The organism is Neisseria brasiliensis (genome assembly GCF_009671065.1).
GTDB lineage: Bacteria > Pseudomonadota > Gammaproteobacteria > Burkholderiales > Neisseriaceae > Neisseria > Neisseria brasiliensis.
This window is the reverse complement of record NZ_CP046027.1, coordinates 111635-129580: the sequence shown is the minus strand read 5'-3', so window position 1 is coordinate 129580 and position 17946 is coordinate 111635. Positions and strand designations below refer to the sequence as shown.

The following is a 17946-nucleotide window of genomic DNA, read 5'->3' as shown; positions in this document are numbered from 1 at the left end:
TATGCGTTTTTTGACAACCGCCGAGGCCTTATATTTTATAGGGTTTTGCGGCGGTTTTGATGTTGGTTTTTTTATGCGTTTTTATTCAAAAATTGGCATTTTCATGCTTAATTATGCAAGCCATAAAAAGGCCGTCTGAAATATGCTTTTCAGACGGCCTTGAATTGTTATTTTTATCGGTATTTTTGGCGTAGTGCCATCACGTCTTGCCCCCACAATTCCAACGCTTCGCGCCGCTCATCCAATAATTCTGACCGGTCATACGCCCGCTCTGTCTTGTCGCCAACACCATGAGACAAAAGCAATTCGCCAACATCACGCTGGATCTTATGCACCTCGCGCAAATATGTGCGCGCCAAGCTGCGTAAGCCGTGGGCGGTTGTTTCGATTTTCATTTTGCTGCGCAATTTCAGCCGCACGGTTTCACGGTCGATTGCCTTAACGTAGCCGCGCCCCTCAAACAAATAAATACCGGCCACATTTAGCTTTATGGCCTCTTGATAAATTTGCAGTAAGGCACTCGATAGCGGCACCACATGCGGGCGCGTTTTCATGCGCGCAAGAGGGATTTCCCAAACTTTTCGGCTCAAATCAATTTCAGCCAACATCGTGCCCGCCGCTTCAGACGGCCTTGTCATACTCAATAATTGCCAATAAATCAACAATCTTGCGCGCTCGCCAATCCCTTCTGTTGTTTCAATTTTTTCAATCAACATCGGTAAATCTTCGGGTTTCAGCGCGGCAAAATGCCGAGATGGCGCACGGTCAAAAACTTGGCGGCCGATAATTGATACAGGATTTGTTTCAATCGTGCCGCTTGCGACAAAATAGTCAAACATCAAATTCAGGCTACTTTTCACGCGGCGCAAATACTCCAGCACACCGCGCTCTTCCATTTTTCGCAGCACATCGACCACGTCGGCGGTTTTGATTTTCCGAATATCTCGGCCTTTAAAAACAGGCAAAACATTTATTTCCAAAGCCGCCAATATTTGCCGCGCGTATTTTTCCGACTTCCCTTTACCCATCTTTCCGCCACCACGCGCCCATCGCTCAAACCAATCGACCATGCAATTTTCAAATCGATACCGTGCGGCCACATCCTCCGATGTTAGTTTAGGGTTTTCACCGGCGGCAATTTTCCGCAAAACCTCCTCGCGCCACGTCCGCGCATCGGCCAGCCCAAACTTCGGGAACATCCCCAACGTCAACGTATCCGCGCGGCCATCATCAGGCCGTTTGAATTGTATTCGCCACGATTTTTTGCCCGATGGCAAAACCCAAAGCGCAAGCCCGCCGCCATCCGGCAGCTTATAAACTTTGTCTTTCGCGCGAGCCGCTTTGACCTGCGCAAGGGTTAGCGGTGTTACAATTTTCGGCATTTTTTTTCGCCCCTTGTTATCAAAAATCGATTCGATAACAAATAAAATAACACATAAAAATAAAAAAGATTTAAACGCGTTTAAAAGCGTTTAAATCTAAAATAAATAAAAATCCCCGCAAATATTTGATATTTACGGGGATTTTATCCGTTTTAAAAGCATTGTAAATCTTTTAAAAATAATCTTGGCGGAAGCGGTGAGATTCGAACTCACGGAGGGCTATCAACCCTCGACGGTTTTCAAGACCGTTGCATTAAACCGCTCTGCCACGCTTCCTTAATAAAAAAATAAATTCAAGAAAATGGCGGAAGCGGTGAGATTCGAACTCACGGAGGGCTATCAACCCTCGACGGTTTTCAAGACCGTTGCATTAAACCGCTCTGCCACGCTTCCGTTTTCTTGAAGACGATATAGTAATGAAAACTTGCCTGTTTGCCAAGTAAAATTTACGCATTCAGGCTTAGTTTTTTGTTTTTACTTGGTTTGTTCTTTTCGTAAAAATACCCACTCTTTATCATTTGAAGCAGCGGCGTTGAATTCATAGCCTTCGTAATCAAAATTTTGCAAATCTTGCGACTCGGTAATGCCGTGTTTGGCGGCGTAGCGCACCATCAAACCGCGCGCGCGTTTGGCATAGAAGCTGATGATTTTGTATTGGCCGTTTTTCTCGTCTTTAAACACCGGTGTAATCAACTTAGCCTTGAGTTTTTTGGTGTTTACCGATTTGAAATATTCTTGCGAAGCTAAGTTGATCAACACTTCGCTGCCGTTGGCGGCAAGGGTTTCATTCAGGAGGTCGGTGATGCGGTCGCCCCAGAATTCATACAGATTTTTACCGCGCGAATTGGCAAATGCTGTGCCCATTTCCAAGCGGTAGGGCTGCATTAAATCCAGCGGGCGCAGCAAGCCGTAAAGGCCCGACAATAAGCGCACATGTTGTTGCAGGTATTGGATTTGTGCTGGATTGAGCGATTCGGCATCAATGCCTTCGTACACATCACCGTTAAACATATAAACCGCCTGCTTGGCATTTTCAGGGGTAAACGGCGTGTGCCATGCGGCATTGCGCTCGGCGTTGAGGAGGGCGATTTTGTCGGAAACGTGCATCAGCTCGGCAATTTGCTGTGGCGCAAGTTGGCGCAATTCGCGCATCAGGATTTCAGATTCTTGCAGCAAATCAGGCTGGGTAAATTCTTGAATGGGGGCGGAATCTTTTTCGTTGAGATTTTTCGCCGGAGATAAGACAAAAAACATAGTCGCCTCGTATCGTGATTAAGATGAATGGATTGATTTTAGTTTTAAATGATAAACACGGCAAGAATCGGGGCGGTTGAAATGCTTAATCGTATTAGCAAATAGGCCGTCTGAAAGCTTCAGGCGGCCTATGCGTGACGCAAACATTAACGATACAGCGATACGATGGTTTCTGCTGCTTTGACACACGTTTCTACATCAGCAACCAAAGCAATGCGCACATAGCCTTCGCCCGGATTGCCTTGCTCGGTGTCGCGTGCCAAGAAGCGGCCGGGTAAAACTTGAATCGCGGCTTCCGTCCACAGGTGTTTGGCAAAAGCCAAATCGTCGCCGTCCGGCACTTTCAGCCAAATGTAAAACGACGCATCAGGGAAATCGACCTCAAACACTTCGCGTAAAATCGGAATCACTTTGTCGAATTTTTCCTGATATAGGCGGCGGTTGTCGATGACGTGGGCTTCGTCGTTCCACGCGGCAATGCTGGCGCGCTGTACCGGAATGCTCATCGCGCTGCCGTGGTAGGTGCGGTAGAGCAAAAATGCTTTCAGCAAAGCGGCATCGCCTGCCACAAAGCCCGAGCGCAAGCCCGGTACGTTGGAGCGCTTAGACAAGCTGGTAAACATTACCAATTTATCGAAGCCGCGGCCTAATTGCGCCGCTGCCTGCAAGCCGCCGATGGGCTTTTTGCCGTCGAAGTAAATTTCAGAATAGCATTCGTCGGAAGCAATCACGAAGCCGTATTTGTCTTGCAGAGCGAACAATTCTTGCCAGTCTTCGAGTTGTAAAACGCTGCCGCTCGGGTTATTCGGTGAGCAGACCAACACCATTTTGGTGCGTTGCCACAGGTCATCTGAAACGCTCGACCAATCAGGGTTGAACGACGGCGCAGGACAGTTGGCAAAATGGATTTCGCCGCCGCCGAGAATGGTGCCGCCTTCGTAGATTTGGTAAAACGGATTCGGGCTGATGACCACAGGTTTGCTGTCGGCAACCGGATCTAAAACGGTTTGAATAAAGGAAAACAAGGCTTCGCGGCTGCCCAATACCGGCAGGATTTCGGTAGCCGGGTCAACTGCTAAACCGTCATAGCGGCGCGCCAACCAATCGGCGCAAGCTTGGTGTAATTCCGGCAAACCGGCGGTCAGCGGGTATTTTTCCAATTCGCTTAACGAAGCCGTGAGCGCATCGGTGATGACTTTGGGCGTGGCGTGTTTCGGCTCGCCGATGTGCAGCGGCACGATTGACACGCCTTCAGGCGCTTCCAAGCCTTGCATGGCTTCGCGTAAACGGGCAAACGGGTAGGGTTTGAGTTGGGATAATAATGAATTCATGATGGTTCCGAGCCTAAAATTTAACCGCTATGTTAACATTTTTCTGATTTATTTTGTTAACAATCTGCGTGGATTGTGATGGATGGGAGGCCGATCTGAAAAGTTTGATAGGGTGAATTTGAGCAGACAATAGAGGGCCGAGACCTTTGCAAAATCCCTATCTTTGGCACATTTCTTCGTTGTGTGCTGCTCGAATCTTGCCTATCTTGATGATATGTCTGCGCTGCTATAACTTTGAGTTGTACTCAATCTAGGGTTTTATAAAGGTTTCAGGCCGTCTGAAATCATATGGTTTCAGACGGCCTGTCAGCTTATTTTGCCGCAACGGGCAGAGCGCCGTTTAGCAGATAGTGAATGGTTTCTTGCACCGTGCGCATGGCGTTACCAAATGGCAGCGGATCTTTGCCTCGGAAAAACAAGCCTTTATCGACTTCGCCACGGAAAGCGGCGGAAAGCTGGATGTCAATACAGAATTGGCCGGCTTTATCCAAACCGTCGCGCAAACCGCAACTGGTCAGGCAGTTTAAGCCTTGGGTGCAACGGCGTGGGTCGGCTTTGGCTACCGATTGCAATTTGGCCTCGCGCTTGATGTAATTATCAAGGAATTTGGTGCGTACACCGCGAGCGGGCAAACCGGCGACAGACATAAATTCAACCACTTGCTCGGTGTCGGCACCAGCTAAGGTTTTCTTGAAATTGATGTGGGCGTCGCCTTCTTGGGTGACGGCAAACGCGGTGCCGATTTGCACGGCATTGGCGCCCCATGTTTTCAGCGCAGTGGTGACTTTTTCAAAATTCGCCATGCCGCCGGCCAATACCAACGGGATTTTTTCGCTTTCCAAGCCCAGATTTTTAAACACTTCCAAGGTTTCTTCAATCACGCGTTTAAACTCGAATTTTTCATCGTTGACACCGGCTACGGTGGCCGCGCCCAAGTGTCCGGCAGCGTGGGCAGGGTGCTCAATCACAATGGCATCGGGCAAAATGCCTTTTTTCATCCAGCGTTTCAACACGATATTGATGCCGCGCGATTCCGATAAAATCGGGAACAAAGCCACATCTTTATGGTAGCCCTCGGTCATTTCCGGTAAATCCAACGGCAAGCCCGCTCCCATCACAATCGCATCCGCGCCCGATTCGCAGGCTTGGCGCACATAAGCGGCATGGTCTTTCACGGCTTTCATCACGTTCACGGCGATCATGCCGTTGCCTTCGGCGCCGCTTTTGGCTTTTTGGATTTCACGGTCAAGCGCGATGCGGTTGAGCTTGGTGTATTTTTCTTCGGTCGAGTTGACGGTAGATTCTGCCAGCAAGTCTTCGTGCAGATGGCGCAAATCCACGCTGGCGATGGTGCCGATGCCGTTTTCACGGGCAACCGCGCTGGATAATTTAGACGCTGAAATACCCACGCCCATGCCGCCTTGAACGATGGGAATCAATGACTTGCCGCGGATAACCAATGGATCGAAAGAATGTGACATGTAATGGCCTCAGGTAGGGTGTTGGAGTGAGTGTTGCGATGTGTGTGTCGGTGTGTTTTTAAATTTTTAGGCATTATACTCTAAAAAATCTAAAAATTAGAGTAATTCTATAGTTTTTTCAAAAGGTAACATAAAAATGTGAATTTACTATGACGCAATAGGAAGATAAATTTATATAATTCAATTATTTATATAAATTTATTGCTGTCGTGAAGATGTCAATGAAAATAAAAGCAGCGGCAAGACTGATGGGGAAAGCAGAAAATGTTTAATTTTGTATGGGTAAAATAAAGGCCGTCTGAAGCGAGATTTTTCAGACGGCCTGGGCACTTTGCAAAACTCTTTCCAAAGCCAGCGTAAAACAAAACCGACGTTATTCCCGCGTAGTCGGGAATCCATTTTTAAGCATGGTAAGCCATTAAATAAAATAGGTTTCTTAAATATTTCGATGGATTCCCGCCTACGCGGGAATGACGTCAGCTTTGTGTGTGTCAGTTTTTTGAAGGCGTTTTGCAAAGGTCTCAGGCCTTTTATCGCCGTCCAAAATAAAAATCATACAGCGTTATCAGAACCCTTATGTCGTGAGTGTTACGACGGTTGCCGTTGTCTTAACTTCTATTCGAAACGACCAAATTTTTAATCTTTTTTCAAGGCGGTACGCCAATCCAAGCCGTTGATGGCGGGAATTTGGGTCACGACTTCCGTGTCGAGGTTGATGGCGGTGAGTTCGCCGCCCCACAATGCGCCGGTGTCGAGCGAGATGATGCCGTCGGTGTTCATGTAGCCGAGTGACGACCAATGGCCGAACACGATTTTATGGCTCAGGTTTTGGCGGTTGGGGACGCGGAACCATGGGCGCAGGTAAATCGGCATTTTGTCGAGCGTGGCTTTGAAATCGAAATCGAGTTCATTTTGATAAGTGAGCGCGCGCATTCGGCTGAACACGTTGACGATAAAGCGCAAACGGCTGTAACCGCTTAAATTTTCGTCCCATGCGATTGGGGTGTTGCCATACATTTTGGCAAAGAACTTTTCGTATTTGCTGCCTTGCAATTCGGCTTCGGCTTCACGTGCCAATTCTTCGGCTTGGGCAACCGACCATTGCGGCAGGATGCCGGCATGCACCATCACATGGCTGTCGTTGCGGATCATCAAGGGCTGATGACGCAGCCAGTCGAGCATTTTGCGGCTGTCGGGGTGATTCAGAATAGGGGTGATGGTGTCGCTGCGTTTGGTGGTGCCGTAACCATAGCCGACGGCAAGCAGGTGGAAATCGTGGTTGCCGAGAATGATTTGAACGCTGTCGGGATGTTGCATAGCAAATTGCAGCGATTCCAAGGATTTGGGGCCGCGGTTGACGATGTCGCCGGTGAGCCACAGGGTATCCGTGCCGTGGTTGAAGTCGATTTTTTGCAGCAAAACCGAAAGCTCGTCGTAGCAGCCTTGGATGTCGCCGATTGCATAATGCGCCATGTTGATTTTGATTCCTGATGTGGGATTTCAGACGGCCTACAGAAAAATAGGCCGTCTGAAAACAATATTGCTTGAGGCCGTTTCAGACGGCCTTTATTTTTGAAATAAATAGTTTACGCGTTTAACACCAATACCGCTTCGGCTTCAACCTGCACACCTTTAGGCAGGCTGGCGATGCCGACGGCGGCGCGGGCTGGGAACGGCTCGGGGATGAATTCGGCCATCACTTCGTTGAAAATGGCGAAGTTGCCCAAGTCGGTCAGATAGGCGTTGACTTTAACGATGTCGCTCAAAGAGCCGCCAGCCGCTTCTGCTACGGCTTGCAGGTTTTTAAACACTTGCACCGCTTCGGCACGGAAATCGCCGTCGCCGACTACTTGCATGGTGGCCGGGTCAAGCGGGATTTGGCCGCTCATGTAAACAGTATCGCCCGCGCGCACGGCTTGGCTGTAAGCGCCGATGGCGGCAGGGGCGTTGTCGGTGTGAATGATGGTTTTCGCCATGATGTTTCTCCTGAAAAAAAGCAGTTGGAATAGGCTGTTATGATACAAAATTTTGCGTGGCTTAGGAAGCTGGGCGGTGAGGTTGACTGCGTTTCAGACGGCCTGTTTTGAATCAAGGCCGTCTGAAAAAATTTAAGGATAAATTTCAGACGGCCTTTATCTTGTTTTATCAATTATCTACAAAAAACATTGCAATAAATCATTTAAAAACAGGCGGCCTTGTGCGGTGGGTTTTAATACGGTCGGGTCAGGCTCGAGCAAGCCTTTTTGGCGCGCGGTTTCGATTTGCGGCATGATGTGGGCGGTTGAGATGCCGGTGCGCTGCTGCAGCATGGCCGCGGGCACGCCGTCGGTCAGGCGTAGGATGTTCATCATGAATTCAAAGGCCAAATCATCGCGCTGAATGGTTTTTCGCTCGATGCCATCAGTCGGATTGCTTTGCATGGCGGTAAGGTAATCGTTGGGATGGCGGCGGCGTGTGGTGCGCTCGATCCGGTCGGCATAGGAAATTTTGCCGTGCGCACCCGCGCCGATGCCGATGTAGTCGCCGAATTGCCAATAATTGAGATTATGGCGACACTGCATACCGGCGCGGGCAAAGGCAGAGGTTTCGTAATGGATAAAACCGGCGTGCTCCAACGCGGCATGCACGGCATCTTCGATGTCTAAAGCGTTTTCATCGCTCGGCAGCCCCTGCGGTGGTGTGTGGCCGAAAGCGGTGTTCGGTTCCATGGTAAGGTGGTAGGCGCTGATGTGGCTCGCGCCGGTGGCGATGGCGGTGCGGACATCGTTTAAGGCCGTCTGAACGGTTTGGTTTGGCAGCGCATACATTAAATCGATATTGACTTTATCAAATAAATTCAAGGCAGTATCGATGGCGGTTAAAGCTTCGCGGCTGTTGTGCACGCGGCCTAAGCGGGTCAGCATTTCGTCGTTGAAACTTTGCACGCCAATAGAAAGGCGGGTAATGCCGGCTTCTTTAAAGCCTTGAAATTTTTCAATTTCAAATGTGCCAGGATTGGCTTCGAGCGTGATTTCTGCATTGGGCTGCAATCGCACCAGTGAACGTACGCCGCTCAGTAGTCTGTCGATGGCTTGCGCGCTGAACAGGCTCGGTGTGCCGCCGCCAAAGAAAATGGTTTCGACCGGCCGCCCCCAAATATTGGGCAATTCGGTTTGCAAATCGGCCAGTAAGGCATCGACATAAGCATCTTCGGGCAAACCACTTGGGGCAGTTTGCTTGGGCGTGATGGTGGCAAGTGGTTGATAACGCGAAATATTGTGTGAATTAAAATCGCAATACGGACATTTTTTGATGCACCACGGGATATGGATGTAGAGCGATAAAGGCGGCAGAGCGGTGAGTTGGCCTGCTTGGTTGAAGGTGATTGGGGTCATGGTGTGGAGTGTGTGCGGCCGTCTGAAAGCTTTCAGACGGCTTGTTTGAATGGATTAGATGGCGGCTTGGATTTTTTTGAGCAATTCTTGCAACGCTAAGCCGCGGTGGCTGACAGCATTTTTGACTTCAGGCGCGAGTTCGGCGGCGGTGCAGCCGTGTTCGGGTAGGTAAAAATGCGGGTCGTAGCCGAAACCGTTGCTGCCGGAGGGTTGTTGCTGCCATTGGCCGCGCCAAATGCCTTCGGCGATAATCGGTTGCGGGTCGTGTTCGTGGCGTACGAAGACCAACACGCACACGTAATAGCAGCTTTGGTCGGCTTTATCGGCCAAGTCGGCAGAGAGCTTGGCGTTGTTGGCGGCATCGGATTTTGGGTCGGCTCCGGCATAACGGGCAGACAATACGCCCGGTGCGCCACCTAAAGCATTGGCACAAATGCCGCTGTCGTCGGCCAAAGCGGGCAAGCCGCTGTGTTTGGCGGCGTGGCGCGCTTTGGTCAGTGCGTTTTCAATAAAGGTGAAATATGGCTCGGGGCATTCGGGTGTGTCAAATTGCGATTGCGGCAGGATGTCGATATTGTGTTCGGCAAACAAGCGGGAAAATTCTTTGAGTTTGCCGGCATTGCCGCTGGCCAAAACGATTTTGTCAAACATGGTTTTTTCCTTGATTGTCTTGCACCTGCATCTGCATATATTGCATCTTGGCTTTTAAACGCAGATAAAGTGCCAAGCTGGCAATTTGGCCGAAGATGGCAGCAAATGCGAATAAAAATGCGGCCACGGCAAATTGTTTGCTGCCGATGGAAAGCAGATAGCTGCCCAGCAGCACCAAGGCCATAAACAGCAGGGTAAAAAAGACGATGCAGAGTAGGTAGGTTTTGCGTTGGTTCATGAGCCGGCTTGCCGCAGAATGAAATGCCGTATTATAGCGGATACAGAAGGCCGTCTGAAACTATTTGCATTTCCGATGTCCTTGCTATAGACAAACAAAACCGCTTTTGAATATTGAATTCAAAAGCGGTTTAATCCATTTGAACGAATGGTTTAACGTAATTCTGAATGCAGGCGACCAATCAGGGTGGAGGCATCGCTGCCTTTGTAGCTGCTGCCGTCTTTGTTCAACAGGCTGATGCGTGCGCCATTATTCGCCGGCTCAACGTAAACAATCAGCTCAGGGTATTGCACTTGTTTGGTTTCGGCTTTTTTGCCTTTTCCAAACCAGCGGCTGAACATGCCCGGTTTTTGATTTTTCACAGCTTCGCTTTCGGTTGGCGCTTGTTGTACCAAGAAGGCGTGGCGTTCGGCGTTTTGACCCAATACGGTCAGACCGATGCGATCCAGTGCCAGCGCGGTGCGGCGCCAGTTGCGGTCGTAGTCGCCATTGAGCAGCAGGGTTTGGCCTTCCACTTTGGCCAAATCACCGGCATTGGCGCGTGGTGCCACGCTTTGACCCAAAGCGTTTTCAGCTTGCTTTTCGTCCATGCCCAAATATTGCATGAAACGTGCCAAGAAAGCGGCTTCTAAATTCGGGTCGTTCGGGCGCGGCTGCCACATGGTGGTGTCTTTGTTTTTGTCGCCATACACTTCTTCCATGCCTTTGTGGGCGAAGAAGACATCGGTGGTGCCGTTTTTGCCTTTTTCAACGCGGATAATGAATTTATCGCGTTCGCTGGTTGAATAAATGCCGCCTAAGCCGACTTTGTCAAACAAGCGGCGTAAAGTGTCTTGCGGAATTTTGGCGCGGTTTTCCGCCCATTCGGTTTCCATTTGGCCGATGGCAGGCTCTTCCGATTTGATGTCGAAGCCGTTTTCTTGCCAGAAGGCTTTCAGCAATGGCCACAATTCGGCCGGCTGTTTGCCGTCAACCACTACCCAGCGTTGGCTGCCGTCGCGCTCTAAGCTCACGCCTTTTACCGATTGCAATACGGCTTGGTTGGCCGGTTGCTGCGTGGCTTGGGTGCGGCTGCGGCGGTTGTCGAGTTCGGTTGCACGCACGGCACCATTACCCGCAGGCAGGTTGTACAGATTGCCTTGATCCGGATTGGTCAAGTCAGGCGGTACTTCCAAATTCACGATTTTGCGTGTTTGGCTTTGGTAATCCAGCTTAGGTTGCTCTTTTTTGCCGCTAGAGCAGGCGGTCAGGCTAATCAGGGCGATAGCCACGGCTATCGGTTTGAGGTAAGTCATCTCGGTTTCCTGTGAGGTTAAATCAGTTTGGCTGCTTCCAATGCGCGGCGTACTTTGGCTTGACCGTCTTCAGTCAGGGCAACCAAAGGCAGGCGAACATGCGCTTCACATTTACCCAATGCTGCGGCAGCCCATTTCGGTGCGGCAGGGCTTGGTTCGCAGAACATGGTGTTGTAGATTGGAATCAGTTGGTTATTGAGTTGACGTGCCGCCGCAATGTCGCCGGCCAATGAGGCACGGCAAATATCGGCAAATAATTTTGGTGCAACGTTGGCTGCAACGGTAATTACACCGTGGCCGCCCGAGAGCATAAAGGCCATGCCGGTCGGATCGTCGCCCGACAATACGGTAAAGCCTTCCGGTGCGTTGTTAATCAGCTCGATGTCGCGGCCGATGTCGCCGCTGGCTTCTTTGACACCGACAATGTTTGGGAGTTCGGCTAGGCGCAGAATGGTTTCATTCGTCATGTTTACCACGGTGCGTCCCGGAACATTATAAATAATCATCGGAATCGAAGTGGCTTCAGCAATGGCTTTGAAATGTTGGTAGATGCCTTCTTGTGAAGGTTTGTTGTAATAAGGAACCACCGACAAGCTGTAATCGGCGCCGACTTTTTCGGCGGCTTTCGATAAAGCGATGGCTTCGGCGGTGTTGTTGGCGCCGGTGCCGGCAATCACAGGCACACGCTTGTTGACGTGTTTCACCGTGGCTTCAATCACGGCCAAGTGTTCGTCAACATCTAATGTTGCGCTCTCGCCGGTGGTGCCGACTGCCACGATGCCGTCGGTGCCGTTGTCGATGTGCCAGTCAATCAGGCTTTTCAGGTGTTCGAAATTAATGCTGCCGTCTTGATTCATCGGGGTAATCAGGGCAACCAAGCTACCTTTTAACATAATGAAACCTTTATTCGATAATGATGAGGTCGGTTATGTCGGCGATTGTAGCTTACTTTGTTGTTGCTGTGAAACACTGCTTAAACAGACGGTCGTGCAATGGATGGGTGTGTTAGGGCGGTTTTAACGAATAAATTTATTAAAAACATATAATTGCTTGTGAATTTGGGGCTTTTTTGTGTCAAGGCTAAAAAGTGTTAAATCTTCAAAAACGTACTTATGCCGTCTGAAAGTAATAGGCTTTCAGACGGCCTTTATATTGGCATCCTTCCTATGCATCTAAACTTATCTTGTGACGGCGGAATCATTTGAGAATCTCAAACAATCAATTGCCAATATTGATGCATCAGAAAACAAATTGAGTCAATTATTTAGCCAGTGTTGCGATTACATGCCATTACACCTTGCGGGTCGTCTGAAAAATTGCCCAAATGTCAAAGCTTGTATACAATTTCGCCCTTACAAAAATTATCTGTTTATTACTAACTTTAAAGGATGGATATGGCGCACGTGACGGACAAACAGGCTCAATCGCCTGATTTGGTGTATGGTTTGGAAGACAAACCGCCTTTTATGAATGCTTTGTTGAGTGCCATTACGCACTTGCTGGCGATTTTTGTGCCGATGATTACGCCTGCACTGATTGTCGGCGGTGCGTTGAATCTGCCGGTGGAAATGACCGCTTATTTGGTGTCGATGGCGATGGTGGCTTCCGGCATCGGCACTTATTTGCAGGTAAACCGCTTCGGGCCGATTGGCTCGGGTATGCTGTCGATTCAGTCGGTCAACTTTTCGTTTGTGACCGTGATGATTGCCTTGGGTACAGGCATGAAAGAGGGCGGCCTGACTGAGAGCGCGATGATTTCGACTCTGTTGGGCGTGTCGTTTGTTGGTGCGTTTTTGGTGTGTTTTTCTGCGTGGCTGCTGCCTTATTTGAAAAAAGTGATTACGCCGACTGTGAGCGGCGTGGTGGTGATGTTGATCGGTTTGAGCCTGATTCACGTCGGCATTACCGATTTCGGCGGCGGCTTCGGTGCCAAGGCGGACGGTACATTCGGCTCGATGGAAAATCTGGGCTTGGCATCGCTGGTGTTGTTTATCGTGTTGCTGTTTAACTGTATGAAAAACCCGCTGTTGCGCATGAGCGGCATTGCCGTGGGCTTGATTGTAGGCTATATCGTGGCGCTGTTTTTGGGCAAAGTGGATTTTTCCGCGCTGCAAAACCTGCCACTGATTACCATTCCGGTGCCGTTTAAATATGGCTTTGCGTTTGATTGGCACGCGTTTATCGTGGCCGGTGCGATTTATTTGTTGAGCGTGTTTGAAGCGGTGGGCGACTTAACCGCTACGGCAATGGTGTCGGACAAACCGATTGAAGGCCCTGAATACACCGAACGCCTGCGCGGCGGTGTGTTAGCCGATGGTTTGGTGTCGGTGATTGCGACCGCGTTGGGTTCGTTGCCGCTGACCACGTTTGCACAAAACAACGGCGTGATTCAAATGACCGGTGTGGCTTCGCGCCATGTGGGCAAATACATTGCCGCAATTTTGATTTTGCTGGGCTTGTTCCCCGTGATTGGCCGCGCGTTTACTACGATTCCGAGTCCGGTATTGGGTGGTGCGATGGTGTTGATGTTCGGTTTGATTGCGATTGCCGGTGTGCGCATTTTGGTGAGTAACGGCATCCGCCGTCGCGAAGCGGTGATTGCAGCCACTTCGGTCGGCATCGGTTTGGGCGTGGCGTTTGAGCCGGAAGTGTTTAAAAATCTGCCGGTGTTATTCCAAAACTCGATTTCTGCCGGCGGTATCATGGCGGTGATTTTGAACTTGGTGTTGCCGGAAGACAAAACCGAAGCCACAATTCATGTGAATACCGACAGTTTGGAACACTAATTTAAAAGCACATTAAAGGCCGTCTGAAACAATTGTTTCAGACGGCCTTTTTCTATATTAATTAGTTAAGTTAAATCATGCTTATAAAAATTTCCTATGTTAAGCAAAAATCAGATTTAAACTTAAAAATACCATATTTGGTATTAATGTGATTAAATGCGCACTAAATATAGTATTTAACCATCCAATATGCAAACGCTCACCTTTACTACCGAACACATCGTCTGGCAGGAAGTGCCGAATGAAACTTCATTGGCATTCCTGATTGCGGGCTGTCCACTGCGCTGCCCGGGCTGCCATAGCGCCGACAGTTGGAAAGCCGGTTTGGGCAAGGCGTTAACTGCCGAATATTTGGCAGGCCGTCTGAAACGCTATCAAGGCTTGATTAGTTGCGTGTTGTTTATGGGTGGTGAATGGCAGCCTGAATCATTGCTGCCGCTTTTAATGCTTGTTCAATCCGCCGGATTGAAAACCTGTCTCTATACCGGTTTGGAACGTGCCGAGCTGAATGCGGTTTCAGACGGCCTGATTGAACATTTGGATTATTTGAAAACCGGCCGCTGGGTGAGGGAATTGGGCGGACTCGACAGCCCGACCACCAATCAACGGTTCACGGATTTACACACAGGCGAAGTGCTGAATCACTGGTTTATCAAAGACCATCCGCAAAAAACGTTCGCCATCACACCGGCACACCCCAACTTTTTTCAGACGGCCTGACCGCCGCTGCTTATTCACCAACTTTATTAGGAGAACGACATGATTCGGCTGCATCCCGATCAGTTAAACGGCAAGCTCAATTTTATGCACGACTACATTCACGCGGCCAATGCGGCCGATGGCTCGAAGATGGACGCGAATGCCAATGTCACGCAGAAAAACATCGCCACGATGGAAGCGGAATTGATGAAAGATTTCTTCGTGCAGATTAACCGCAGTCAGGTGTCACGAAAGATTGCCGAATTGTTCGGGCAGGGCGCAGCCGATGAATACATCCGCCAAATCGAGGCGCACGAAATTTATGTGCATGACGAAACCAGCTTGAAACCATATTGCGTATCGGTGACGCTGTATCCGTTTTTGCTTGATGGTCTGACCAAGCTAGGCGGCGAATCGAAAGCACCCAAGCATTTGGCTTCGTTTTGCGGGTCTTTCGTGAATCTGGTGTTTGCCATCAGTGCACAATTTGCCGGTGCGGTGGCGACGGTGGAGTTTCTGACTTATTTCGATCACTTTGCCCGCCGTGATTTTGGTGACAATTATTTGCAAACCCATGCTGATGAAGTGGCCAATCATCTGCAGCAGGTGGTGTACAGCATCAACCAGCCTGCTGCCGCACGCGGTTATCAAAGTGTGTTTTGGAATATTTCGGTGTATGACCAATATTATTTTGAAGCGATGTTCGGCGATTTTGTGTTCCCCGATTTCAGCAAACCCGATTGGCACAGTGTGGCCAAGCTGCAAAACTTTTTCCTGAAATGGTTTAATCAAGAGCGTACCAAAGCCGTGTTGACGTTCCCTGTCGTTACCGCTGCCATGCTCACCGATGAAGGCAAGTGCAAAGACACGCAGTTTGCCGATGAAATGGCGCAGGAATTGGCAGAAGGCAATTCGTTTTTCGTGTATTTATCGGATAACCCTGATTCGCTGGCTTCGTGCTGCCGCTTACGCAACGCCATCGAAGACCGCACCTTTTCCTACACCTTAGGCGCGGGTGGCGTGGCGACCGGTTCGATTAACGTCATCACCATCAATATGAACCGCTTGGAGCAAGACGGGCGAGATTTGGCGGCGGAAGTGGCGAAAATCCATCAATACCAATATGCCTACCGCAAGTTGATGGAAGAATACCAAGCCGCGGGCATGTTGCCGGTGTATGACGCAGGCTTTATCACGCTGGATAAACAGTTTCTCACCATCGGCATCAACGGCATGGCCGAAGCGGCAGAGTTTCACGGCATCAAGGTCGGTTACAACGAAGACTATGTCGCGTTTGTGCAAGGCCGTCTGAAAACCATTTTTGAAGCCAATCAAGCCGCCAGCAAACATTACGGCGTGAAGTTCAATACCGAATTCGTGCCGGCGGAAAATCTCGGCGTAAAAAACGCCAAATGGGACAAAGCCGACGGCTATCAAGTCAGCCGCGATTGCTACAACTCTTATTTCTATGTGGTGGAAGACGAAGAAATCAACGCCTTGGATAAATTCCTGCTGCACGGCAAAGAAATGGTCGATTGGCTCGACGGTGGCTCCGCCCTGCATTTGAACTTAGACGAAGCCCTGCCGAAAAGCGGCTACCGATCGCTGCTTGATATTGCCGCACAAACCGGCTGCAACTATTTCTGCGTCAACGTGCGCATCACCATCTGCAACGAATGCGGCCACATTGACAAACGCACCTTACACGCCTGCAGCAACTGCGGTTCGCACAACATCGACTACGGCACACGCGTCATCGGCTATCTCAAACGCGTATCGGCCTTCAGCAGCGGTCGCCGGAAAGAGCATGCTTTAAGGCATTATCACCGCCAAGCGGCGTAATGTTGACTAAAACAAAGGTCTCAGGCCGTCTGAAAGTAAATATTTCAGACGGCCTGAGACCTTTGTTTTAAAAATGATTCAAAGTTTCTTAACGCGGATGCACCATATCGGCAGGCACGACCAATTCGTCAAATTCTTCGCCGCTCAATAAGCCCAGTTCAATGGCGGTTTCGCGCAGTGAGCTGTCATTTTTATACGCGGTTTTGGCGACTTTGGCGGCGTTTTCATAGCCGATTTTGCGGTTTAAGGCGGTAACCAGCATCAATGAGTGGTGCAGGAAATAGTCGATTTTTTCCGGTACCGGCTCGATGCCGACGGCACAATGCTCGTTGAAGCTGTTGCAGGCATCGCCCAGTAGGCGGATGGATTGCAGCAGGTTGTAGCCGATGACGGGCATGTACACGTTCAATTCAAAATTGCCCGATGCGCCTGCCATGCCGATGGTGACATCGTTGCCGAATACTTGGCAGCACACCATGGTCAGCGCTTCGCATTGGGTCGGGTTGACTTTGCCCGGCATGATGGACGAACCCGGCTCGTTTTCCGGAATTTTGATTTCGCCCAAGCCACAGCGCGGGCCGGAAGCCAGCCAGCGGATATCGTTGGCGATTTTGTTTAAGCTCGCGGCCAAGGTTTTCAGTGCGCCCGAAGCGTACACGGCGGCATCGCGTCCGGCCAAGGCTTCAAATTTGTTCGGCGCGGTAACAAACGGCAAGCCGGATAATTCGGCCAGTTTGGCGGCTGATTTTTCGGCATATTCAGGGTGACTGTTTAAGCCGGTGCCAACCGCAGTGCCGCCCAACGGCAATTCATAAAGCCCTTGCAAGGCATCGTTCAGACGGCCTAAACCGTGGTCGAGTTGGGAAACGTAGCCGGAGAATTCCTGACCCAAAGTCAGCGGCGTGGCATCCTGCAAGTGGGTACGGCCGATTTTGACAATCGGTTCAAACGCTTTGGCTTTGGCATCGAGTGTGTCGCGTAGGGCTTTGACTGCCGGAATCAGCAGACGGTTGATTTCGATAGCGGCGGCAACGTGAATCGCGGTTGGGAAGCTGTCGTTGGTCGATTGCGCGTGGTTGACGTGGTCGTTGGGGTGAACAGGCTGATAGGCCGCCAAGCCGCTGCCCGCGATTTCATTGGCGCGGTTGGCGATGACTTCATTCATGTTCATGTTAGATTGCGTACCCGAGCCGGTCTGCCACACCACCAGCGGGAATTGGTCGTCGAGTTTGCCGTTCAATACATCATCCGCTGCCTGTGTAATTAAATTGCCTTGCTCGGCTTTGATGCGACCCAAAGACACATTGGTCGCGGCGGCGGCTTTTTTAACCAATGCCATGGCATAGATTAACGGCTGAGGCAGGGTTTCGCCGCCGATTTTGAAATTGTCGCGGCTGCGCTGGGTTTGCGCACCCCAGTAGGCTTCAGACGGCACTTCAACATCGCCCATGGTGTCGTGTTCGGTACGGGTAGTCATGATTTCTCCTGTCTTAATTTAAAATGCGAACCATTCGCATAAAGTCATTATAGCCAGTCATGCTTGTTGTGAAAAGGCCGTCTGAAAACAATTTATTTTTAGAATGATTGAACTATTTTTTTTGAACTTGGTCTCT

At 50.0% G+C, this 17946-nt stretch carries 15 protein-coding genes and 2 tRNA genes; 3 read left to right on the top strand and 14 right to left on the bottom strand.

The window, feature by feature from the left end:
• Positions 1–173 precede the first annotated feature (173 nt).
• From GJV52_RS00690 to dapA, 13 genes are all read right to left on the bottom strand, one after another.
• Positions 174–1382 (bottom strand): tyrosine-type recombinase/integrase, encoded by a 1209-nt coding sequence (locus GJV52_RS00690; RefSeq protein WP_100562987.1) that lies wholly within the window; start codon positions 1380–1382, stop codon positions 174–176.
• 185 nt (positions 1383–1567) lie between these two features.
• A tRNA-Ser gene (locus GJV52_RS00685) sits at positions 1568–1658 on the bottom strand.
• A gap of 26 nt (positions 1659–1684) precedes the next feature.
• A tRNA-Ser gene (locus GJV52_RS00680) sits at positions 1685–1775 on the bottom strand.
• Between the two features lie 81 nt (positions 1776–1856).
• Positions 1857–2636 (bottom strand): peroxide stress protein YaaA, encoded by a 780-nt coding sequence (gene yaaA / locus GJV52_RS00675; RefSeq protein ID WP_095501817.1) that lies wholly within the window; start codon positions 2634–2636, stop codon positions 1857–1859.
• 146 nt (positions 2637–2782) lie between these two features.
• The gene (dapC, locus tag GJV52_RS00670; RefSeq protein ID WP_100562989.1) at positions 2783–3967 is read right to left on the bottom strand and encodes a succinyldiaminopimelate transaminase; all 1185 of its coding nucleotides are present in this window, start codon (positions 3965–3967) and stop codon (positions 2783–2785) included.
• Between the two features lie 311 nt (positions 3968–4278).
• Entirely contained in the window at positions 4279–5448 is a 1170-nt protein-coding gene (locus tag GJV52_RS00665; RefSeq protein WP_095501815.1) for an NAD(P)H-dependent flavin oxidoreductase, read from the bottom strand.
• Positions 5449–6084: 636 nt separating this feature from the next.
• A complete protein-coding gene (locus GJV52_RS00660; protein ID WP_095501814.1) occupies positions 6085–6921 on the bottom strand; it encodes a symmetrical bis(5'-nucleosyl)-tetraphosphatase in 837 nt (278 codons plus the stop codon).
• Between the two features lie 113 nt (positions 6922–7034).
• Positions 7035–7424 carry a RidA family protein gene (locus GJV52_RS00655; protein WP_095501813.1) on the bottom strand — a complete coding sequence of 130 codons (390 nt, stop codon included), beginning with the start codon at positions 7422–7424 and terminating at the stop codon, positions 7035–7037.
• Positions 7425–7601: 177 nt separating this feature from the next.
• Positions 7602–8822, bottom strand: a complete 1221-nt coding sequence (hemW, locus tag GJV52_RS00650) for a radical SAM family heme chaperone HemW (RefSeq protein ID WP_100562991.1) — start codon at positions 8820–8822, stop codon at positions 7602–7604.
• A 54-nt stretch (positions 8823–8876) separates the two neighbouring features.
• The gene (rdgB, locus tag GJV52_RS00645) at positions 8877–9473 is read right to left on the bottom strand and encodes an RdgB/HAM1 family non-canonical purine NTP pyrophosphatase (protein WP_095501811.1); all 597 of its coding nucleotides are present in this window, start codon (positions 9471–9473) and stop codon (positions 8877–8879) included.
• On the bottom strand, positions 9466–9711 hold the full coding sequence (locus GJV52_RS00640; protein ID WP_095501810.1) for an NGO_0222 family membrane protein: 246 nt from the start codon (positions 9709–9711) through the stop codon (positions 9466–9468). Before GJV52_RS00640 ends, rdgB begins: the two co-directional genes overlap by 8 nt.
• Before the next feature lie 152 nt (positions 9712–9863).
• Positions 9864–11006 (bottom strand): outer membrane protein assembly factor BamC, encoded by a 1143-nt coding sequence (gene bamC / locus GJV52_RS00635; RefSeq protein ID WP_095501809.1) that lies wholly within the window; start codon positions 11004–11006, stop codon positions 9864–9866.
• A gap of 17 nt (positions 11007–11023) precedes the next feature.
• Entirely contained in the window at positions 11024–11899 is an 876-nt protein-coding gene (gene dapA, locus GJV52_RS00630) for a 4-hydroxy-tetrahydrodipicolinate synthase (RefSeq protein WP_095501808.1), read from the bottom strand.
• Positions 11900–12400: 501 nt separating this feature from the next.
• Between dapA and GJV52_RS00625 the strand changes: the two genes are divergently transcribed.
• From GJV52_RS00625 to nrdD, 3 genes are all read left to right on the top strand, one after another.
• Complete coding sequence (locus tag GJV52_RS00625) at positions 12401–13792, top strand: nucleobase:cation symporter-2 family protein (RefSeq protein WP_100562993.1); 1392 nt, start codon at positions 12401–12403, stop codon at positions 13790–13792.
• Between the two features lie 189 nt (positions 13793–13981).
• Positions 13982–14512: an anaerobic ribonucleoside-triphosphate reductase activating protein gene (nrdG, locus tag GJV52_RS00620; RefSeq protein WP_100562995.1), complete on the top strand. Its 531-nt coding sequence runs from the start codon at positions 13982–13984 to the stop codon at positions 14510–14512.
• A 39-nt stretch (positions 14513–14551) separates the two neighbouring features.
• Complete coding sequence (nrdD, locus tag GJV52_RS00615; RefSeq protein WP_100562997.1) at positions 14552–16333, top strand: anaerobic ribonucleoside-triphosphate reductase; 1782 nt, start codon at positions 14552–14554, stop codon at positions 16331–16333.
• A gap of 88 nt (positions 16334–16421) precedes the next feature.
• On the opposite strand, the gene fumC is transcribed toward nrdD, so the two are convergent.
• A complete protein-coding gene (gene fumC / locus GJV52_RS00610) occupies positions 16422–17810 on the bottom strand; it encodes a class II fumarate hydratase (protein ID WP_100562999.1) in 1389 nt (462 codons plus the stop codon).
• Between the last annotated feature and the right edge of the window lie 136 nt (positions 17811–17946).